14 protein-coding genes are annotated in these 20,990 nt (G+C 55.6%); 9 read left to right on the top strand and 5 right to left on the bottom strand.

What is annotated here, in order from left to right:
- Nucleotides 1–86: 86 nt before the first annotated feature.
- The 5 genes from HPY30_10240 to HPY30_10220 all read right to left on the bottom strand — a co-directional run bounded on the left by HPY30_10240 (nucleotide 87) and on the right by HPY30_10220 (nucleotide 11,678).
- The gene (locus HPY30_10240; GenBank protein ID QYZ66337.1) at nucleotides 87–3,950 is read right to left on the bottom strand and encodes a PAS domain S-box protein; all 3,864 of its coding nucleotides are present in this window, start codon (nucleotides 3,948–3,950) and stop codon (nucleotides 87–89) included.
- Between the two features lie 11 nt (nucleotides 3,951–3,961).
- The gene (locus tag HPY30_10235) at nucleotides 3,962–5,179 is read right to left on the bottom strand and encodes a hypothetical protein (GenBank protein QYZ66336.1); all 1,218 of its coding nucleotides are present in this window, start codon (nucleotides 5,177–5,179) and stop codon (nucleotides 3,962–3,964) included.
- Nucleotides 5,176–5,643 carry a phosphate ABC transporter substrate-binding protein gene (locus tag HPY30_10230; GenBank protein ID QYZ66335.1) on the bottom strand — a complete coding sequence of 156 codons (468 nt, stop codon included), beginning with the start codon at nucleotides 5,641–5,643 and terminating at the stop codon, nucleotides 5,176–5,178. The genes HPY30_10235 and HPY30_10230 overlap by 4 nt, the downstream gene beginning before the upstream one ends.
- 170 nt (nucleotides 5,644–5,813) lie before the next feature.
- A complete protein-coding gene (locus HPY30_10225; protein QYZ66334.1) occupies nucleotides 5,814–10,862 on the bottom strand; it encodes a PAS domain S-box protein in 5,049 nt (1,682 codons plus the stop codon).
- A gap of 642 nt (nucleotides 10,863–11,504) precedes the next feature.
- Nucleotides 11,505–11,678 (bottom strand): DUF3330 domain-containing protein, encoded by a 174-nt coding sequence (locus HPY30_10220; GenBank protein ID QYZ66333.1) that lies wholly within the window; start codon nucleotides 11,676–11,678, stop codon nucleotides 11,505–11,507.
- A gap of 279 nt (nucleotides 11,679–11,957) precedes the next feature.
- Between HPY30_10220 and HPY30_10215 the strand changes: the two genes are divergently transcribed.
- The 9 genes from HPY30_10215 to HPY30_10175 all read left to right on the top strand — a co-directional run bounded on the left by HPY30_10215 (nucleotide 11,958) and on the right by HPY30_10175 (nucleotide 20,988).
- Complete coding sequence (locus HPY30_10215; GenBank protein ID QYZ67993.1) at nucleotides 11,958–13,004, top strand: rod shape-determining protein; 1,047 nt, start codon at nucleotides 11,958–11,960, stop codon at nucleotides 13,002–13,004.
- A 151-nt stretch (nucleotides 13,005–13,155) separates the two neighbouring features.
- The gene (gene mreC, locus HPY30_10210; protein QYZ67992.1) at nucleotides 13,156–14,046 is read left to right on the top strand and encodes a rod shape-determining protein MreC; all 891 of its coding nucleotides are present in this window, start codon (nucleotides 13,156–13,158) and stop codon (nucleotides 14,044–14,046) included.
- Nucleotides 14,043–14,531: a rod shape-determining protein MreD gene (gene mreD, locus HPY30_10205; protein QYZ66332.1), complete on the top strand. Its 489-nt coding sequence runs from the start codon at nucleotides 14,043–14,045 to the stop codon at nucleotides 14,529–14,531. Before mreC ends, mreD begins: the two co-directional genes overlap by 4 nt.
- A 56-nt stretch (nucleotides 14,532–14,587) precedes the next feature.
- Nucleotides 14,588–16,381: a penicillin-binding protein 2 gene (gene mrdA, locus HPY30_10200; GenBank protein ID QYZ67991.1), complete on the top strand. Its 1,794-nt coding sequence runs from the start codon at nucleotides 14,588–14,590 to the stop codon at nucleotides 16,379–16,381.
- The gene (gene rodA, locus HPY30_10195; GenBank protein ID QYZ66331.1) at nucleotides 16,378–17,505 is read left to right on the top strand and encodes a rod shape-determining protein RodA; all 1,128 of its coding nucleotides are present in this window, start codon (nucleotides 16,378–16,380) and stop codon (nucleotides 17,503–17,505) included. Before mrdA ends, rodA begins: the two co-directional genes overlap by 4 nt.
- Before the next feature lie 3 nt (nucleotides 17,506–17,508).
- Nucleotides 17,509–18,525 (top strand): lytic murein transglycosylase B, encoded by a 1,017-nt coding sequence (gene mltB / locus HPY30_10190; protein ID QYZ66330.1) that lies wholly within the window; start codon nucleotides 17,509–17,511, stop codon nucleotides 18,523–18,525.
- 22 nt (nucleotides 18,526–18,547) lie between these two features.
- Complete coding sequence (locus tag HPY30_10185) at nucleotides 18,548–19,378, top strand: septal ring lytic transglycosylase RlpA family protein (GenBank protein ID QYZ66329.1); 831 nt, start codon at nucleotides 18,548–18,550, stop codon at nucleotides 19,376–19,378.
- 180 nt (nucleotides 19,379–19,558) lie between these two features.
- Nucleotides 19,559–20,713, top strand: a complete 1,155-nt coding sequence (locus tag HPY30_10180) for a D-alanyl-D-alanine carboxypeptidase (GenBank protein QYZ66328.1) — start codon at nucleotides 19,559–19,561, stop codon at nucleotides 20,711–20,713.
- Complete coding sequence (locus HPY30_10175; protein ID QYZ67990.1) at nucleotides 20,713–20,988, top strand: DUF493 domain-containing protein; 276 nt, start codon at nucleotides 20,713–20,715, stop codon at nucleotides 20,986–20,988. The genes HPY30_10180 and HPY30_10175 overlap by 1 nt, the downstream gene beginning before the upstream one ends.
- Nucleotides 20,989–20,990: the final 2 nt, after the last annotated feature.

The raw sequence follows: 20,990 nt of genomic DNA, 5'->3' as shown, positions 1-20,990 counted from the left end.
TATTCCCCTTTTTGCGAGCGGACATCTGCACCGATAAATGTGCCGCCGAAGCTGTTGGCAGGGTAACTGACCAGCCGGGGCTTCTCCTATCCCTCATCCAACATCGCCAGACCCTCCATGATCTCTTCAAAACTGGCACGAAATGCGGCCGTTTGAGCCACAGCCGTCTCCGGGTCATTCGCAGTGCAAGCCGCTTCTATGGCCGCAGCCTGTTCAGAAAGCCGTTTGGCACCAACATTTCCGCAAGTACCCTTGAGCCGGTGAGCCAGCAGCCTGGTCTCCTCAAACTCCCCCTGCTCCAGCAATGACGCCATCTTGTCCGCACTGGCACTGTGCTGCTGCTGGAACATCAGGAGCACCTTTTTATAGGAGGACCATCTGCCACGCAATCTCTGCAAGCCGTCGGCCAAATCGATCCCAGGCAGAGAGTCTGGCGGTGCTTCCTCCGCAGGCTTGGTTGCCTGTTTAGGTCCTGCCTTTTGTTCGAGTGTTGAATGCGCATCTGATAGCGTTGCTGGTTTCGGCCGCTTCATCTGTCGCAGTATCGCGGCAACCAGGTCATCGGCATCGAAGGGTTTGGTCACATGCTCCACCATGCCGGCGGCAAGACAGTGCTGCCGTTCCTCCCCCAGCGCGTGGGCAGTAAGCCCGATCACCGGTAGTGCTGAGGTGAGCTTATGGATGCGGCGAGTCGCCTCGTAACCGTCCATCAGGGGCATTTGCACATCCATCAATACGATATCAAAGGCGGTGACTCCCATCTCCTTCAGGCGCTCCAACGCCTGATAGCCATTTTCGGCGAAAACCACATGGGCACCTTCGTATTCGAGGGTATCCTTGAGGATGAGCCTGTTCATCTCCACATCTTCAGCCGCCAGCAAATGAATACCCTTGAGACGGTCGCCTGTTATCCCAGGATTCTGGATCTCACGTTCGGTATCGGGAGCCGCCTCCACCAATGGAATGCAAAGGGTGAAGGTACTGCCCTTGTTCGGCTCACTTTTTACGCTGATATGCCCATCCATCAGGTTAGCCAGATTATGGCTGATGGCAAGTCCAAGACCTGTGCCGCCAAAACGTCGCGTGGTGGATGTGTCACCCTGGTCGAAGGGCGTAAACAGGCGCGATATCTGTTCGCTGTTCATACCTATGCCTGTGTCAATCACGTTGAAACAGGTCTGCTCACCCTGGCGGCCAACCTGCAACTGCACCTCACCCTCCTCGGTGAATTTGACAGCATTGCTCAATAGGTTCAGCAGTACCTGGCGCAATCGCAATGAATCGCCCGCCACCCAGACTGGCAGAACAGGATCAATATGGAGAAAGAGGGTCAGCCCCTTCTCCCCGGCCTGATCGGCCACCAGACTGACAGCATCCTCCACGGTTGCAATCAGCTGGAAGGGTTGGATCTCCACGTTGACCTTACCGGACTCCAGCTTGGAGAGATCGAGGATGTCGTTGAGGATGCCAAGCAGGTGCTGCCCCGAGTTGAGGATATGATGAAATCTCTCCGAGTTCTCTGACTCCTTACTATCACGCTGCCCCATTCTGGCCAATCCCAGTACGGCATTCAGTGGGGTGCGGATCTCGTGGCTCATGTTGGCGAGAAACTCCGATTTCGCCCCTGCAGCCGCTTCAGCCCTCTCTTTCGCATCAGTCATCGCCTGTTCGGCAGCCTTGTGCTCGGTGATGTCCTGCACGGCACCATGGGCGGTAATGGGCTGTCCTTGCGCGTCGTAGACCATTTCGGCACGTTCCCGCACCCACTTGACTTTGCCATCCACGAGAATGCGATGCTCGATGTCGTAGGGGGCGCCTTTCAAGGCATCATGCCAGGCGGTCATAGTGCGATCACTATCATCCGGATGCACAAAACCGACAAAATCCGTCAGGCTCACCTGTGTGCCGACGGGAACCCCGAAGATGTGATAGGTCTCGCTGGACCAGGTCAGTTGACTGTCGGCCATATCCACGTGCCAGCTTCCCACATGGGCAATTGTCTCGGCGCGTGCCAGACTGGCTGAGCGCTCGGCCACCAGATCTTCCAGGTGCAGGCGGTGGTTCTCCAACTCCTGCTCCGCTCGCTTACGCTCTGTGATGTCTTCCGAGATTCCGAGTAGATATTTTGCTTCACCATTTTTACCTCGAATGACAGTCTTGCGGGTGTGCAGAATCCGTGCCCCGTGGGGTGTTTCAATGGGCTCTTCGGATATATCCAGCTGCTTCCCGGATTCCAACACCTCCCGGTCTTTTTCGGTGAAGAAATCGGCTTGTTCCTGTGGAAAAAAGTCGTAGTCATTCTTGCCGATAAGATCCTTGCGAGGCATCCCAATCATTGTTTCACCTGCCTGATTGAAACGGACAAACCGAAGTTCTTTCGCATCCTTGACAAAAAGCATGTTGGGAATGTTTTCAATGATTGTGTCGAGTTCCCGTTCGCGATCCTGAAGCGAGTGCTCTATTTTTTTGCGCTCGGTAACATCAATCAGCGTGCTTTGCATGCCAGTGACCTCACCGTCTGAATCAAACACTGGCCTGGAGTTGTTTAGTACAGTAATGATGCTCCCGTCTTTACGGACCAGTCTATGCTCGAAATTGACAATCCTTCCCCCGGCAAGGAGGTGCTCCTGAGCTGGCTGAACCGCACCCTGATCGGCATCAACTTCTGGAATACTCATGTTAAGCAGTTCGTTTCTGGAATACCCCAACAGTTCAACACCTGCCTCGTTTGTGTCGATGAAGTTTTTGTCCCTGTCAAAAACATATATTGCAGCTACAGATTCGTTGAATATCCCACGATAGTTACTCTCATTTTTTTCCAACTGCTCATTCAGTTCACGATAGCGCGCCTGGCTCTTCAGCAGATCCGTTTCAGCCTGTTTGCGCTCGGTTATATCTATACCCAAGGGTACCAGCCAAGCTACCTTACCCTGTGAATCGGTAACAGGTTGTAAGGAGAACTCGGCGATGCGTATTCCCCACTGTGTTTTGTAGGTTGTCTCAAATTGAATTGATTCTCCTTTTACCGCACGTTGCACCGCCTCGCGCATCTTCTCCTGGAGTTTTTCGCCATGGGAAAATACAGGGGCGTCCCACATGGGGCGGCCCAGAATCTCTTCGGGGCGTGTATTGTTCAGCTCCATGACCACATCGTTGGCTATCAACACAATGCCCTGATTATCTACCATGCCAATAAGCAGGGCTGGATTATTGAGCATGGCGCTCAACTTGGCCTCACTATCCTGTAACGCCGCAGTGCGTTCAGCCACGGCATCCGCCATGCTGTTGAAATCGCGAGCGAGCTGGGACAGCTCTTTCGGGCCGGACTCGGGTGCTCTCTCCGAGTAATTTCCTACCGCAAGGGCCTGGCTAGTCTGCATCAGCCGCCTAAGCCGGGTGTTGATACGCCTCTCGAATAAAATCAGCAGGATCAGGGCAATCCCCAACCCTCCCGCCTGTAAAAGCAACTGATCCCTCTGAATATTGGCATGCGTCTCCCTGATTGACGAGATATCCAGACCAAAATGCAGTGCACCGATCCTATTCCCTCCCAACAGGATTGGCTGAACCGCATGCACAATGGGTGCGTCGGGTAGCGGCCCGGATTCATCCCAAGCGGGGGACAAGGGGTCTGGCGTATCACGCGTCTGCAGCAGGACGCTATTTTTCTCGTCCAACAGGGCAAGATAGACGATTCCCTCTCCATCGCCCGTAACCAGCTCTTTCAGGTAAGCGCGCAGGGTCTGCATGCCCTCAGGCGTGGTATGCGGAACAACGACCAGGTTCAGCAACTTAGAGGTCTTCCACAGCTCATCACGCAGATGTTCCACGGCCTCCGACTCCATTGCGCGCCGAATACTGACAGTCTCCAGCGTGACCAGGGTCAATAGCACCAGGGCGACACCGGCAATCATCTGGTAGCGCAGAGATGTGGAACGGAAAAGAGACAAAGCTTAATACCTCAGAAGATGAAATCCAGACTCAGGGTGAACAGCCAATCGCTATCCGGATTGGCATAATCGTAGTCCGGTGCGTGATTGTAATAGAGGCCCCAGCTGTTTTTATCCGGCTGGATCCAGTCGGCCTGGAACTTGAGTGTTGTCTGTTCGGTGATTTCCCGTGACAGACCCAGCGCCAGGCTGTTTGCATCATAGCGGCTAGAGGCCAATAGCACGTCTACCTGCGGCTGCAGGAATCCTGCGCGACTGTCACTGTCCGGGCCGCGGGTCCAGCGCCGGGCGAGGGTTGAATAGGGCATCCAGGGGCCGAACCGTCTGCCCAGGGTGACATAAGCGCCATACTGATCGCGGAAGAAACCTTCGATGGAGCGGTAACCGAATTCAGCCATGGCCAGCCAGTCGTTCCGCTCATGGCTCATACCGAGACCAAACATATGTGTTGCGGCCTGGTCGATAGCCAGATCATCGGCCAATTGCGCGCCGTCCGGAAACACCAGGGTACTCAGCGCACCGAGAAGCGCCTCGATATCAGCGCTTGCAAAGCTTGTTTTACTATAGCCATAGCCGAGTTTTATCTGCGTATTGCGATCCTGCAGCGTCAGGTTCAGGAAAGCGCCATCCGCCTCGATGGGAGAGATTTCACTGCTGTTGGATGCCGCCACATCAAAGGCGATTCGGGTGATACCCCCGTGCCACTCTGTCTGCCAGCGGCCGAAGCTGCCCTCGTTTATGATCTCCAATCCATCCTGGGAAAAGGCCGGCACCAGACCATAGACCTCCAGCGGGGGTCGCACCCAAGGCATTGCGTAGCGCACCTGGCGGTTTTCGGCATGCAGGAAGGCGTTGGTGGGCATGCGTCCGAGTCGCAGAGTCAAAGCATCTGTAGCTCGCCATCGCAGCTGGGCCAAAGTGACATCTGGCTTGAAGTTGCGCTCCACGTTGCGGTCGGCAACGATTTGCAGACCGAAATCGAGCGATTCGCTCAAACCCAGATCAAGTTGCACGCCCAACGTGGAGTCGATTCCGGCATCACAATGCCTGGTTCGGCCTGGTCCCTCAGGCTGATCATTGATGACATAGTCGGCCTTATCGCTGCTGAAGCAGGAGAGACTTGCCGTACCGAAACCGCCTAAATAGGTTTCAATCGCAATACCGGAACGACTCAAGGTCAGCAGGATTGTAATGAGTGATAACCTGATCCATACCAATCGTCTGTTCATTCCTGCTCTTCCTGTTCCGTGGACAGCAATACCCTACCGTGAGCAGGCAGCTGGTCGATTGCAACATAGGTAACGGCGCCCGGTTTATCATTGAGCACCTGTGTTACGTCCGTTTTTGAGATACGAGCGGGGGGGCGGCCACGACCGGTAAATACCTGCTTGGCCCAGTGAGCACGGACACTGGCAGCCGACAGGCCGGTGACCTCACGATAAAAGCGCTCACGCAGCGACTGTTCACTCCGATCAATGGGGATCAGCCTGGAGTTGGTGGATCCCAGGCCCAGAAAGAGGTTGGCCGCTTCCTCCCGGGTCAATGTGGTTACTTCCGCATCCTGCTGCGCTACAACCAGAACCCCTTCTGCGGCAGCAACAGAAACAGATAGGAAGAAAAGAGCCAGCGTTCTGGATAAGCTTATCCAAAAAAGTCGCGCGCAGGGGGCAAAAAGCAGGTGGATTCTGCTCATTTTACTAGTCTAACTATTGATGCGCAGCCATGACTTTGCATGGCTATCTTTCCCTTCTTGAACTGATAGATTAATTTCATTTTTTACGGTTTCATCCGACAGAATTCCAACCAAATTTCAACCTGTGCGTCACAGTGTTTATAAAGATTGCCATTGTGATGCGAGCGCTTTTATACAGCAGTCACCTTGACTTGTTCGGCAAGTGCAGCCAACACATTTTCCAGGGCCGCTGCCAGTTCGTTGGCAACGGGATCTGTCGCAGTGCCGCCCTGTTTCGCATTGGTCTCGACCTGGGTAGCCAGTTGATACAATCTGTTTGCTTCCAGGTTGCCTGCGACACCTTTCAGGCCATGGGCGAGAAAACTCAATTGCATGCTGTCGTGAGCATGCATCGCCTGGCGCAGTTTTTCCGGTGTTTCCTTACAGCTGTTGAGCGCGGTTTGCGCCAGTTTCGTGATGAAGCCTTCTCGCCCGCGATAGCGTTTACGCAGCGCCTCCCAATCGACCGGGGGATTCTCATCCTGGTATATGGGTTGGTCAGAGAGATTCTCACTCAACGACGGATACCCCGCTGCGGTATGAGAAAGCAAATCTGAAACACTGCTTGAAACATGCTGCAGGATGGCATTGACTAATTCATCTGCATCTATGGGTTTCGCCACATGATCGACCATCCCGCATGCCATGCAGCGGGCCTTTTCTTCAGCCAGCGCATGTGCGGTCAATCCGATTACGGGTAATTTCGCTGACAATTCGCGTATCCGCTGCGTTGCCTCATAGCCGCCCATGACCGGCATCTGAATATCCATCAGCACAACATCAAAGGCATTTTCCCCCTGTTCCTGCAGCAGATCCAGCGCCTGCTGTCCGTGTTCTGCAAATACGACCTGGGCACCTTCCTGGTCGAACAGGTCGGCCAGTATCAGCCGATTGACCTCGATATCCTCTGCGGCCAGCAGGCGTATTCCCTTCAGACGTTGACCAGTTGCTGGCACTGCCTGCGCTGCAGCATCGGGTACAGCTGTGGCAGGTTCCAGAGGGAGATTCAGAATAAATTCACTGCCACTGCCCAAACGGCTTTTTACCTGGATATCACCCCCCATCATCCTGGCAAGATTGATACTGATCGACAGGCCCAGGCCGGTTCCACCAAAACGCCGGGTAGTGGAACTGTCTGCCTGCTCAAAGGGCTGGAACAACTGGGCCAGCTGGCTTTCTGCCATCCCGACCCCAGTGTCGCTCACCCGAAACAACAGGGTTTGATTCTGCGCCTCGACAATCAGTCTAATCTCACCCTGCTGCGTGAACTTCACGGCATTGGAGAGCAGATTGAGCAGGACCTGCTCCAACCGCAACGCATCGCTTTTCACCCATAATGGTAATCCATCGGCAAAATCGAGATGAAACGACAACCCCTTCTCCTGCATCTGGCTCTTTACCAAGCCGGCCGCTCTATCCACTGAGGCAATCAGTTTTAAGGGGCGTTTTTCAATCACCAGCTTGCCGGCCTCTATCTTGGAGAAATCGAGAATGTCGTTGACTACCTGCAAAAGGTGCCGGCCAGAGAGAGTGATCCGTGCAAATATCTCCTGTGCTTTCTCAGTGGTAACTCCCCGCTCACCCATCTTCGCCAGACCCAGCACCCCATTCAACGGGGTGCGAATCTCGTGACTCATGTTTGCCACGAAATCACTGCGAACCTTTGCCAGGCGTTGTGCCTCGGCCAGCGCCGCCTGAGTGGCGTGCTCCGCCAGCTTGAGACTGCTGATGTCCTGCACTGTACCTAGCGCAGAGATCGCCTTCCCCTGATCATTAAAGTGGATCTCTGCCCGTTCCCGCACCCATTTTTCTTTGCCGTCCGCAATAATACGGTGTTCGATATCGTAGGGGGCACCCAGCTGCGCGGCGTCCCATGCATCCAGTACCCGGTCGGTATCCTCAAGATGAAGGGCGGCCACAAAATTCCCCAGACTGACCGGAGAATCCACTTCCATGCCAAAGACCCGGTAGGTTTCCTTTGACCAGTTCAGCTGGTCGTTAAGGATATCCAGATGCCAGCTGCCCAGGTGTGCAATGGTCTGCGCCTGCGCAAGGTTTGCCTCACTCTCGCGCAGGTCATTTTCCATTCGCTTGCGTTGTGAAATGTCTTCCACTGAAGACCAGATGTATTGCCTGCCATGTTGCTCGATCAGCTGGCCACTGAGGCGTACCGGAACGCGTTTTCCACTCTTGTGCAGGTACTCCTTTTCATAGGGACCGTAGCGTCCGCTCTCCTGCAATGTCTGAAGTTGCAAGGCTTCCTCTTGCTCAAAATCATGCGGGGTGATATCCCAATACGAAAGCGTTTTGGCCTCGTTTTCGTCATAGCCGATGATTCTCAGGTAGGCAGGGTTGACGTCCACAAGTCTGCCATCCATGTCGCACAGGACCAGGCCAATGGGCGAGGTTTCAAATAGCGTGCGGTTATAGGCAGTAATCTCTTCCAGCTCGGCGGTACGCTCATTCACCAGATGCTCAAGTTTGTCTTTATGCAGGGCAAGTGCCTGCTGGGTTTTGCGTATATCGGTAATGTCGTAACCCTGTGATACCACATGAGTGACCTTGCCATCTGCCTCTTGCAGCACGGTGTTGCGCCAGTGGAACAGGCGGCGCGAACCATCCTTCATCAGCCATTCGTTTTCGTAGTTGCCGACAATGTTGCCGGCGGTAAGATTATTGAAGACACCTTCAACGTCCTCACGGATCTCATCGGGAATCAGGCTTTCCCAGATAGGCTGATTCTGCATCTCCCCAAAGGAATAACCTGTTATCTCTTCTGCGGCATGATTGAAACGAACGATTCTTCCATCCCTGTCCATTACAACGATTATCGAACCGGCCGCTTCCACCACCGCATCGACAAAATCTCTTTCGGCGCGCAGGCCTTCTTCGCTGGCACGTAGTGCCTTCTCATTGGCATGGTGTTCGATTGCAATACCTGCCAGATGTGCGAGCTGGGTGATGAGCTCGATCTCAGAGGCTTGTGGTACCCTCGGCTCATGGTAGTAGAGGGCAAAAGTGCCCAATATTTTACCCTGACGATCACGAATGGGCTCTGACCAACAGGCTGCCAGATTGGCCCGTGCTGCCAGTTCGGCATAGGGCTGCCAATAGGGATGCTGCTGGATATCCTCAACAATCACCTGGCGGTTTTCGTATGCGGCAGTCCCGCAGGAGCCGACACCACTGCCAATTTTGGTGCCATGAATTGCCTCATTGTAGAAATCCGGCAGACTGGGGGCGGCGCCATTGAGCAGGTGCTGTCCTGATTTGTCCAGCAGAAGGACAGAGCACAGAGCACCCGGCATTTCAGACTCAACCAGTTGTACCAGTGTCTCCAGCACCTGTTTCAGTGGCTCGTCCTGCGCCATCTTTTCCAGGATCTGCAGACGCAACCGCTCGCGCTGTTCGAGTTGCTTGCGCTCACTGATATTCCGGTCGGTACCACGATAGCCCTTGAATTCTCCGTCGGGTCCGAAAATCGGGGTGCCACTGGTCTCAAGCACTACACGGCGACCATCGCGATGAAGGTTGACGTTTTCGATGGCATTGAACGGGAGGTGGGCCTCTGCAATTTTACTGAACAGTTCGCTAACGCGTTCTGCCTCTTCGGCTGGCATCAGCTCAAACGGGGTGCGGCCGAGGATCTCTTCCGGCTCATAACCGAGGAAGTCTATGACCCTGGGGCTGACGTAGGTATAGCGGGCCAGTTCATCCACTTCCCAGATCCAGTCATGGGTATTTTCTACCAGATCCCGGTAGCGTGCCTGGCTCTCTGCCAAGGACAATTCGGCCTGTTTACGTTCGGTAATGTCCGTGGATATCCCGCATAGACCCTGAGTGTTACCTGCTGCGTCATAGAGAGGAAACTTGATCGAGAGGTAATCATGGTTACCATCATCGTGCGGTGCCTGTTCATCAAGTTCCAGAAGTTCCCCTGTCTCAAGTACCTTATTATCAACAGCCCTGAAAGCGTCGGCAGTTTCTTTGGGGAAGATTTCGTAATCGGTCTTGCCGGAGATTTCCTCGAGGGATATTTGAAACAGCTCTTCAAAGCGTCTGTTGATCAGCTGGTATTTTCCATCGCTATCTTTCAGATAGATAACCGAAGAGGTGTTATCCAGTATTGATTGCAGGCGTTCTTCGCTGACTTGTACCTTGTCCAGCAGCTTCCTGTTTCGGTCGTTTTCAAGCGAGACGTGATCCACCAGAGGGCGTACCAGGCGCAGGGTCAGGAAGATACCGATCAACACCAGAATAGATACGGAGAAACCGACATAGGCCGCGTGTGTTCGCGCAGGCGCATAAAAATCATTCGCCTGATTAATAAACAGCAAGACCCAGGATGAATTGCCGATCTTCTGGTGAACGATGATGCTGCCCCCGCGTGCAGTCTCAACGACATGCAAGCCTTCTGCGGTTCCAGCCAGAGCTTCATGTACTTCACTATCAAGAAAGCCTCTGATATCTGATTTTTCGACCTCGCCGGAAGCGAAATAATATTCCACACCCGCAGAACCAAGCGTACCAATCTGTACACTGCCACGACTTTGCTGGCGCCGGGTAAATTCCTGGATGGCATCGCTGATACGATGCGTATCGAATGCCACCAGATCTATCCCGACTTTGTTGCCTTTTGGATTGATGATGGGCGCACTGACAACCAGCCGCTGGCGGCCGTCGACTAGCCCAGGCATCCCGAGATGGATGGAGTCAGCGCGAAAATCCATCGGCCTGAGTGATTTCGGGATGGCCTCTCCAACCTCTATCAGCAACCGGCCATCGTTACCCAGACGACTGATGCCAACCATATCCGGCGCCAGACGCAGTGCATCCGCAAGCTTGGAACGGGAAAAGGCATTCAGTGCATCCAGTCCGATCAGACCATTTTGATATTTTTCCAATTCCTGACGGATGCGGCTGCGGCTGGTGATCTGTGCGGCAAGATTTTTGAGGCGGGTGATCTCTGATTTGATGGCTGTCTTCTGCAGCGCCACTTCGAACAGTATTGCAGTTTCCAGCTGTTCCGCCTGAGACTGGTAGAGCAGCAGTGTGGAAACCGTACCAATCAGGATGCTGGTGATCAGCATGCCCAGCACCACGCGCAGCTGCAACTGCTTGAGCCGCTTGCCAGCCAGCAGCCGATCTATGGGTGGAGTGGATGGGTTTTTTTCGGACAACTGCCTATTGTTCCTTTGCGCGCGGGTGCCAGCTATGGGTTATCAAATACGCCGTAGCTACCCATTATTAATGTCCGTGTTGATATGCACTGCCTCAGTAGTGAGGGATAAAATTCGGTCTGAATATCCTGCTTACAGATCACCTCTAGTCATCCTCGCAGCGTGAGAGGGTACGGCATTGTCTGCCAGCAAAAACCTGTGATCTGCTGCGAAATTGGTGCGATAACAGGCTGATAAAGTGGATATACATGGGTTGGGTATCGGCATTGGTTGGTGGAACTTTAATGCCTTGGGGAATTCACACATCAGCCACTACGACGTTGCGGCCAAAGCAATCATGGTGCGCATAGCGCACCCTACCAGATGAATTCAACATCGCCCTTCATCTTTTCAGGATGGCTTGAACTCCGAAACTTGAGGTACCCATTACCTTGAAAAAAGGGGAGACCATCCAGGACGATGGAGCTTTACTCGATATATGCCATTTTGGACTGGCAAATCGTTGGGAGAAGAAAACCTGACTGAAACTGATGAAAAAACCTGCAAGCCAAGTGCAAACATAGCCGGGTAGAGTACCCCGCCTGACAGGAGGCGATCACACAGCAAAAAGCGGACAGATAAATGCTTTATCTGCTCAAATCACTACTTTTTCTGCTTTTTCACCTCATTTTCAGCCTGTTTTGCATAAAACTCTGTACCGCAATAGTTCAGGATGTAATCGTCTGCTTCCGGCACTCCCATCTCCGAAAGGGGAATCTCACGCATGCAGATATCCTGGCTCAGTTTCTCTACTTTTGTTGGTTTAGGCATTGTCATAACAACCTCCCGCAAATGATTTTCGGCATGCACCAACCTAATACCCCAGTTTTTTACTTGGGATTTATATTAAGTATAGACCGTTTCCAGCAACTGCAACTTTTGCATCCCAAGTGAATTTTGCGACCCGGTTTTCTTGCTCAATACCCGTACCATTGATAGATTACCCGTTTTTACGGTTTCTTCTGGTCATTCGGATCAGGGTCAGGCATCCTGCCACCCTGTCGCCTCCGATAGCCCGATTTCTCATAACCCACTGCCATACGAAGAATATTTATGCTGTTCCGACGCATACGTGGAATGTTTTCCAACGATCTCTCCATCGACCTGGGTACCGCCAATACTCTGATCTACGCTCGCGGCCAGGGTATCGTGCTCAATGAACCCTCCGTTGTGGCCATCCGACAGGACCGCGGTCCCGGAGGGGCAAAATCCGTAGTTGCTGTCGGTGAGGACGCGAAAAAGATGCTGGGGCGCACACCGTCCAACATCACCGCCATTCGCCCTATGAAAGAGGGTGTGATCGCCGACTTTACCGTCACAGAGAAGATGCTGCAGTACTTCATTCACAAGGTGCATGAAACCCGCATCATCCGGCCCAGCCCACGGGTGCTGGTCTGTGTGCCCTGCGGTTCAACTCAAGTGGAACGGCGAGCCATCAAGGAGTCGGCAGCGGGAGCGGGAGCGCGCGAGGTCTATCTCATTGAAGAACCCATGTCCGCAGCTATCGGCGCTGGCCTGCCGGTGGATGAAGCGCGCGGCTCCATGGTGCTGGATATCGGTGGCGGCACCTCAGAGGTGGCCGTCATCTCTCTCAACGGCATCGTCTACGCCAACTCGGTGAGGGTCGGCGGCGACCGTTTCGACGAGGCGATCGTCAGCTATGTGCGGCGCAACTACGGCACCCTCATCGGCGATGCCACCTCCGAGAGGATCAAGATTGAGATCGGCTCTGCCTATCCCGGCAACGATGTGAAAGAGATTGAGGTCAAGGGACGCAATCTGGCTGAGGGCATTCCCCGCAGCTTCACCCTCAACAGCAACGAGATACTCGAAGCACTGCAGGAACCCCTTGCCGGTATTGTCGGCGCCGTTCGCACTGCCCTGGAACAGACCCCTCCCGAGTTGGGCGCAGACGTGGCGGAACGGGGCATAGTGCTTACCGGCGGCGGAGCACTGTTGAAGGATATCGATCGGTTGCTGCAGGAGGAGACCGGCCTGCCGGTGATAGTCGCGGAAGATCCGCTGACCTGCGTCGCACGTGGCGGTGGACGCGCCCTTGAGCTGATCGATGAACGTGGCGGAGACGTCTTCTCCGTCGAATAGACCGTTTCCCGCCGCCCGGCGGGAAGCCAGTCAGTCTCTATCATCCGCAGGAGCGGCGACCCGCCCGCAATCCTCGGCATGATCGCGCCGGGACCCCGCTCCTGCGCGCTGACTGAGTATTGATACTAATCTGGAAAAGGGTTTACCGGCAATCAAACCGATATTCACACAGGGACCATCGATCACCTCCCGCCTGTTCGGCGCGGCGATCCTCTCCATTGTCCTGATGGTACTGGACCATCGACAGAACCATTTGGAGACCCTGCGCTCGGCGCTCGCGGTCGCCCTCTATCCGATACAGTATCTCGCCACCCTTCCAGCCTCCCTGGTGGAAGAGATGGGTGATGCCTTCTCAACCAGGGGGCAGATCCAGACGGATCGGGAGCGCCTCTCCCGGGAGAACCTGGAGCTACGTGGCAGACTATTGAAATTCGAGGCCCTGGAGGCGGAAAACATGCGCCTGCGTGGGCTGCTCGACTCCACCTTCAAGATCGGCGAACGGGTGTTGATTGCCGAGTTGGTTGCAGTGGAGCAGAACCCATTCAGCCAGCAGGTGATCATCGACAAAGGCGACACCTCCGGCACCTTCAACGGCCAGCCGGTGGTGGACGCCAATGCTGTGGTTGGCCAGGTCATCCATACCGATCCCATCACCTCCACTGTGCTGTTGATCACCGATGCCCGGCACGCCCTGCCGGTACAGGTCAATCGCAACGGCTTGCGCACCATCGCCCTGGGCACCGGGCTGATCAACGAACTCGAACTGCCCCATCTACCGAACAATGCCGATATCCGGCCAGGAGACCTGCTGGTCACCTCCGGATTGGGCGGACGCTTTCCACCGGGTTATCCGGTCGCTGAAATCACCGATGTCCATCACGAACCGGGACAACATTTCGCCACGGTCTCTGCCCGCCCAACCGCCCATCTGGATCGTATCCGGGAGGTGCTGCTGGTCTGGACACTGAATCCCGATGACCTGTTGCAGGAAGCCGCAACGAGTCCCGAATCCTCTGCTGATCCTGATGAGGCAAGGCAATGATCGCCCAGCAGCCGAGACGAAGTTATATCGTCTACCTCACCCTCGCCGCCGGTTTTGTCCTTACGGTGATCCCCCTGCCTGAGTGGGCAATCAATTACCGTCCTCAGTGGGTCACGCTGATCCTGATCTACTGGTGCATGGCACTGCCGGAACGTTTCGGCGTGGGTGTCGGCTGGCTCACCGGCATTCTCCTCGACGTCCTCACCGGCACCCTGCTGGGGCAGCACGCCCTTGGACTCGCGCTGGTCGCCTATCTGACCCTCAAACTTCACCGTCGGGTGCGGGTGCTGCCTCTGCGCCAGCAGATATTCACAATCTTTGTGCTGCTGCTGGTGGAGCGGCTTCTGGCGATCTGGGCCACAGGAGCCGCGGGTTATCCAGCGCCCACTCTCTGGTACTGGGCGACGCCGGTGGTGGGCATGTTGCTCTGGCCCTGGATCTACATCGTCCTGCGCGACATCCGCCGCCGTTTCCGCATCCGCTGACCCTGCCCGTGCCCCAGTTATCGATAAAAAACCACCTCTTCGAAAGCCAGTTTTTCATGGGGCGGATCATTGTGGCTGCGATAATCGTCACACTGACACTGTTGTTGTTGCTCACCAGGATGCTCTATCTGCAGGTGTTGAACCATGAGCATTTCACCACACTCTCCCTGGATAACCGGGTCAAACTGGAACCTCGTCCACCTACCCGAGGATTGATCTACGACAGCCATGGCACCATCCTGGCACAGAATCTGCCTGCCTACAGTCTCGATATCACCCCAGAGAAGACCCCGGACATCGAAGCCACGATCCAGGCACTGTCGGAGATCATTCCCATCAACGAGGATGACCGGAAACGCTTCAAGCGACTGCGTCAGCAACGGCGGCGTTTCGACAGCATTCCCATCCGGGTGCGCCTGAGTGATGAGGAGGTGGCACGATTTGCGGTGAATCAGCACAGATTTCCGGGGGTCGTTGTGCATGCCAAACTGCTACGAGACTACCCGCTGCAAGAGCAGACCGCGCATGTATTGGGTTATGTGGGCCGCATCAACAAGCAGGAACTGCAGCAGATTGATGCCTCGAACTACAGCGGCACCACCCACATCGGAAAAAACGGTGTGGAGAAGACCTATGAAAACCAGTTACACGGCAGCGTCGGCCTGCAGCAGGTGGAGGTCAATGCCAAAGGGCGGGTACTTCGGGTACTGGAAAATCAGCCACCCAAGCCCGGTGAAAACCTGCACCTGTTTCTCGATATGGATCTGCAGGCGGCGGCTATGGAGGCCCTGAAAGACTACAACGGCGCGGTGGCCGCTATCGACACCCGCACCGGCGGGGTGCTGGCGCTGGTCAGCAAGCCCGGCTACGACCCCAATCTCTTCGTCGAGGGCATCAGCAGCAGGGCCTACAAGACGCTGCGTGACTCGCTGGACAAGCCCCTTTTCAACCGGGCGATCCGCGGCCAATATCCTCCAGGCTCAACGGTAAAACCCTTCATTGGTCTGGCCGGTCTGGAGAAAGGCGTCGTCAGTTTCAATCAGCAGACCTATTGCCCCGGCTTCTACCAGCTACCCGGGCACGATCATAAGTACCGGGATTGGAAAAAAACCGGCCACGGCCAGATGGCGATGGAGGATGCCATTATCCAGTCCTGCGACGTCTACTATTATGAACTTGCCAGAACTCTCGGCATCGACCGCCTGCACGATTTTCTCACCACATTCGGTTTTGGCAGCAGAAGTGGCATCGACCTGACAGGTGAAAGGTCCGGACTGTTGCCCAGCCGCGAATGGAAACGCAAAGCCCGACGGGAACCCTGGTACCCTGGCGAGACGCTGATCACCGGCATCGGGCAAGGTTACTTTCTCACCACCCCGCTGCAACTTGCCGCCGCCACCGTAAGTCTGGCCAACCGCGGCCAACGCATCCGTCCGCGGATGGTCGAGAGCATCGATCTTCCGGACGGCAGCCGCGAAACGACCCGGATGGAGAGCACCCAACTCTCACAGGTGGATCCGGAACATTGGGAGCAAGTCATCCAAGCTATGCAGCAGGTGATCGAGGGTCAACGCGGCACCGCCCGGCGCATTCGCTCGGATCACTACGGCATCGCAGGCAAGACCGGTACCGCACAAGTCTTCACCGTCAAGCAGGATGAAGAGTACGATGAAGAGACAGTGGAGAAACGCAAACGTGACCATGCCCTCTTCATCGCCTTCGCGCCGGTGGAAGAGCCCAGAATTGCGGTAGCGGTGATCGTCGAAAACGGCGGCCACGGCGGCTCTGTGGCCGCCCCTATCGCCCGCAAGGTAATGGATCGCTACCTGCTCAAGGAGGCCAGACCGTGACCGGCATATCCTTTACCCAGGAGTCGCAACCCGCCCGGCCTACAGGCCTGCTGGCCTGGCTTCACCTGGATCTGCCACTGCTTACCGGCCTGATGCTGCTCAGTGGAGTGGGGCTACTCATCCTCTACAGCGCGGGGGATCAGGAGTTGGCATTGATCCAACGCCAACTGGTCCGCCTGGGCATCGCTTTTGGTGTCATGATCATTTTGGCCCAGATACACATCACCCACCTGCGTCGCTGGTCGCCCTGGCTCTATATCGCAGGGGTACTGATGCTGGTGGCGGTCATCTTCTTCGGCCAGACCGGCAAGGGGGCTCAACGCTGGCTCGATCTCGGCTTCTTCCGCTTTCAACCCTCAGAGATGATGAAGCTGGCCCTGCCCATGATGATCGCCTGGTATCTGGCGGAGAAACGCCTGCCGCCGAAACGGCGGCGCCTGCTGGCCGCCGCTATCATGACCCTGATCCCGGTCCTGCTGATAGCCAAGCAGCCCGACTTGGGCACGGCCCTGCTGGTAGCCAGCGCGGGAGTCTTCATCCTCTTCCTCGCCGGCATCGGCTGGCAGCTGATCAGCATGTTTGCCGTCTCCATGGCGGCGCTGGGGCCGGTAATCTGGTTTTTCATGCACGAGTATCAGAAACGACGGGTGCTTACCTTCCTCAACCCGGAGAACGATCCACTAGGCGCGGGTTACCATATTATCCAGTCGAAGATAGCCATAGGCTCCGGCGGACTGACAGGCAAGGGCTGGCTCAACGGCACCCAGTCCCACCTGGAGTTCCTGCCCGAACGCCACACAGATTTCGTCTTCGCCGTCATCTCCGAAGAGTTCGGACTGATCGGCGTAGCCGCCCTGCTGGCCCTCTATTTTTTCATCATCCTGCGGGGACTCTATATCGCCACCCAGGCTCAGGACACCTTTAGCCGATTGTTGGGCGGCGCATTGACTCTGGTCTTTTTCGTCTATCTTTTCGTCAACATCGGCATGGTATCCGGCGTTCTTCCTGTGGTGGGTGTGCCGCTGCCACTGATCAGCTATGGAGGGACTTCACTGGTGACCATTCTCGCCGGGTTCGGTATCCTCATGTCCATCCACACTCATCGCAAACTTTTGCCGACCTGACACATGAAACAGACACTCAGAATACTCTGTACCAGCCTGCTGATTACTCTCGCCGTCTCCAGCGCCCAAGGCGCCGACAGCATCCCTCGCGGAACGTTTAAGGCGTTTGCTGCCGAGATGGCTGAGAAACACGGTTTTTCCGCTGAGAAACTGGAGGATCTGCTCGGCGGAACCCGCTTTCGGGAAGACATTATCAAGGCGATCACCCGTCCGGCGGAATCGAAGGAGTGGCGCGACTATCGTCCCATCTTTCTAAAAAAAGGCCGCATCGATGGCGGGGTGAAATTCTGGAAAGAACACCAAGCACTGCTTGAACGGGCAGAAAAGATCTATGGGGTACCGCCGGAGATCATGGTTGCCATCATTGGTGTGGAGACCCGTTACGGCGCGCACACCGGCCGTTACCGGGTAATTGACTCCCTCACCACCCTCGCCTTCGGTTATCCCAAGCGTGCCAAGTTCTTTCGCAGTGAACTGGTGGAGTTTCTTCTGCTCAGCCGGGAGGAGGATATCGATCCGGCAACCGCCAAGGGCTCCTACGCAGGCGCAATGGGTAAACCCCAGTTCATCTCCAGCAGCTATCGGAATTACGCAGTGGACTTCGACGGGGACGGCAAGCGCGATCTGCACAATAGCGATGCCGACGTGATCGGCAGTGTGGCCAACTATTTCAAACGCCACGGCTGGCGGCGGGGCGAGATGGTCACCCAGCAGGCCAGGAGCGAGGAGCACCATGAGAAATATGTTCAGGCGGGGATGAAACCCAGCATAGCGGTCTCTGAACTGATGGCATCCGGCCTGCGGCCAGACGGTTTGATGCTGCCTGAACCGGAGGCGCTGGCGAGCCTGATCCTGCTAAAAGGCAAACACGGGGACGAATATTGGTTCGGGCTGCATAACTTTTACGTCATTACCCGCTACAATCACAGCAATCTCTATGCAATGGCAGTCTACCAGCTCAGTCAGGAGATCAAGGCGGCCCGTCAGGCTGCCATGGGCGCACCCCCGCCAGCAACTTAGACGACAGGATGGGTATTGAATCATGAGGCGCACTCAGCACACGACCATCAACCTCGCTGGCCTCAGCCTGCTCGCGGCGCTGGGCGGCTGCTCCATCGGCCCCTCCATTATCGAGCAGGATATCGTCGACAGCGGCCCGTCGGCTGCCCCGCCGGTGGATATCGACAGCATTCCCGACGCGGTGCCGAAATTCGAAAGCCGCAGCCGCTACGGCAACCCCAGCTCCTATGTAGTACGCGGCAAGCGTTACTACACCAAGCAGAGCAGCAAGAACTATCAGGAACGGGGCATCGCCTCCTGGTACGGCAAAAAATTCCATGGCCGGCTCACCAGCAGCGGCGAAACCTATAATATGTACGGCATGACCGCAGCCCACAAAACCCTGCCGCTGCCAACCTATGCCCGTGTCACCAATCTGCGTAACAACCGCAGTGTCGTGCTCAAAATCAACGACCGGGGTCCTTTTCACGACAACCGGCTGATCGATCTCTCCTACACCGTAGCCCACAAGCTCGGCATCATTGGCAGTGGCACCGGTCTGGTGGAGGTGCGTGCGCTCACGCCGGGCGAACCGGAAACTTCACCGGCGTCACCGGTCGAATCCGTAGCATCAGAGGCAACTCGTCTCTATCTCCAGGTCGGGGCCTTCGGCAGCCGGGATAATGCCAACCGGCTGCAGTCCCGACTGCAAAACGATCTCGACACCAATGTACGGGTGCTGGAGGGCAGAAGCGCCGATCAACTGGTCTACCGGGTTCAGGTTGGCCCGATTTCCGGCGTGGATGGCGCCGACAGCCTGAGCAGACGTCTCGACGGGCTGGGCATCAGGGACACCCATGTGGTGATCCAGTAGATACATCCACCCGCATTGGTTTGCGTCCTGTTCCGCAGTCTATAAAATAGCGGATCAATTTATTGGCCAAATTTTCCATAGGGGTCGGAGTCAAATTTGATTGAAGCAACAAGGTTTCACCGCCGCAATACCCATCAAATTTGACTCCGACCCCTCCCAATTCACAAACCCGGAAACCCCATGTCTGCGAAGTTTTCAAGACTCTCCCTGTTCTATATCCTGATCCTCTGCTGGCTCATCCCGGCCAATGCCGCACTTGCCAAGCAGCCGATCCCAACACCGCCGAAGCTCACTGCCAGCGGCTATCTGCTGATCGACTTTGACTCCGGCAAAATATTGGCGAACAAAAACGCAGGGCAACGACTCGAACCCGCCAGTCTGACCAAGATCATGACAGCCTATGCTGTTTTCCGCGAACTCAAGGAGGGCAATATCCGCCTGGACGAGGAAGTATTGATCAGCGAAAAGGCCTGGCGCACCGGCGGTTCAAAGATGTTCATTGAAGTGGGCAAGCGAGTCAGTCTAGAGGACTTGATCATGGGCATGATCATCCAGTCCGGCAACGATGCCTGCGTGTCGCTGGCGGAACACATCGCCGGCAGTGAATCCACCTTTGCTGAAGTAATGAACAATCACGCCCAGCGCCTGGGCATGCTCGACAGCCATTTTGTCAATAGCACGGGCCTGCCGGACGATGATCACTACACAACCCCCGAGGACATCGCCAAGGTTGCCATTGCCACGATCAGGGAGTTTCCGGAATACTATGAGTGGTATGGAGAGAAATCCTTTCTCTTCAATAAGATCAAGCAGCACAATCGCAACAAACTGCTGTGGCGGGACAAGAGTGTGGACGGCATGAAAACCGGCTACACGAAAGCCGCCGGTTATTGTCTTGTTGCATCGGCCAAACGCGAAGAGATGCGCCTGGTCTCGGTGGTAATGGGTACCAACAGCATAAAAATCCGGGCCAGTGAAAGTCAGTCCCTGCTCAACTACGGCTTTCGCTTCTATGAGACACATAAACTTTATGGCACGGGGGATGTGCTCAACCGGGTACGCATCTGGAAAGGCGATCGCGAATCATTGCCCTTGGGACTGGGCAGCGACCTGAAAGTCACTATTCCCCGCAAGCAGTACAAAAACCTGAGCGCCCGTATGGAGGTGAATCCGAAGATTATGGCGCCGATCCACAAGGGGGCGGAACTTGGGCGGGTCAGCATCACGTTGGATAACGAAGAGGTTGCCAATGTTCCATTGATTGCACTTGACGAAATCCCGGAGGGCAGTCTCTGGCAGCAAGCCAAAGACAGCGCCCTGTTATGGCTGGAATGATGAATAACGAACAAGAGACAGAGACGCTGCTGGAGTTCCCCTGTGATTTTTCCATCAAGACTATGGGCCGGGCAGAACCCGGCTTCGACCTGCTGGTGGTTGAGATGATCAGGAACCACGTCCCCAACCTCCATGAGGGTGCGGTCAAATCACGTTCCAGCAAGGGGGGAAAGTGGGTTTCAGTCACCGTCACCATACAGGCCAGCAGCAAGGATCAACTGGATGCCATCTATCTCGACCTCAGCGCCCATGAAAAGGTCGTGATGGCGCTCTAACC

Source organism: Gammaproteobacteria bacterium (ex Lamellibrachia satsuma) (assembly GCA_019623805.1).
In the GTDB taxonomy this organism is placed as follows: domain Bacteria; phylum Pseudomonadota; class Gammaproteobacteria; order Chromatiales; family Chromatiaceae; genus QGON01.
Note: the sequence above shows the minus strand (reverse complement) of the source record. Positions and strands in the feature narration are given on the sequence as shown.

Excerpts from the sequence above, each read along its gene's own strand:
- HPY30_10235 (QYZ66336.1), bottom strand. The coding sequence starts at position 5,179 with ATGAACAGACGATTGGTATGGATCAGGTTATCACTCATTACAATCCTG.
- HPY30_10230 (QYZ66335.1), bottom strand. The coding sequence starts at position 5,643 with ATGAGCAGAATCCACCTGCTTTTTGCCCCCTGCGCGCGACTTTTTTGG.
- HPY30_10220 (QYZ66333.1), bottom strand. The coding sequence starts at position 11,678 with ATGACAATGCCTAAACCAACAAAAGTAGAGAAACTGAGCCAGGATATC.
- mreD (QYZ66332.1), top strand. The coding sequence starts at position 14,043 with ATGATCGCCCAGCAGCCGAGACGAAGTTATATCGTCTACCTCACCCTC.
- mrdA (QYZ67991.1), top strand. The coding sequence starts at position 14,588 with ATGGGGCGGATCATTGTGGCTGCGATAATCGTCACACTGACACTGTTG.
- mltB (QYZ66330.1), top strand. The coding sequence starts at position 17,509 with ATGAAACAGACACTCAGAATACTCTGTACCAGCCTGCTGATTACTCTC.
- HPY30_10185 (QYZ66329.1), top strand. The coding sequence starts at position 18,548 with ATGAGGCGCACTCAGCACACGACCATCAACCTCGCTGGCCTCAGCCTG.
- HPY30_10180 (QYZ66328.1), top strand. The coding sequence starts at position 19,559 with ATGTCTGCGAAGTTTTCAAGACTCTCCCTGTTCTATATCCTGATCCTC.
- HPY30_10175 (QYZ67990.1), top strand. The coding sequence starts at position 20,713 with ATGAATAACGAACAAGAGACAGAGACGCTGCTGGAGTTCCCCTGTGAT.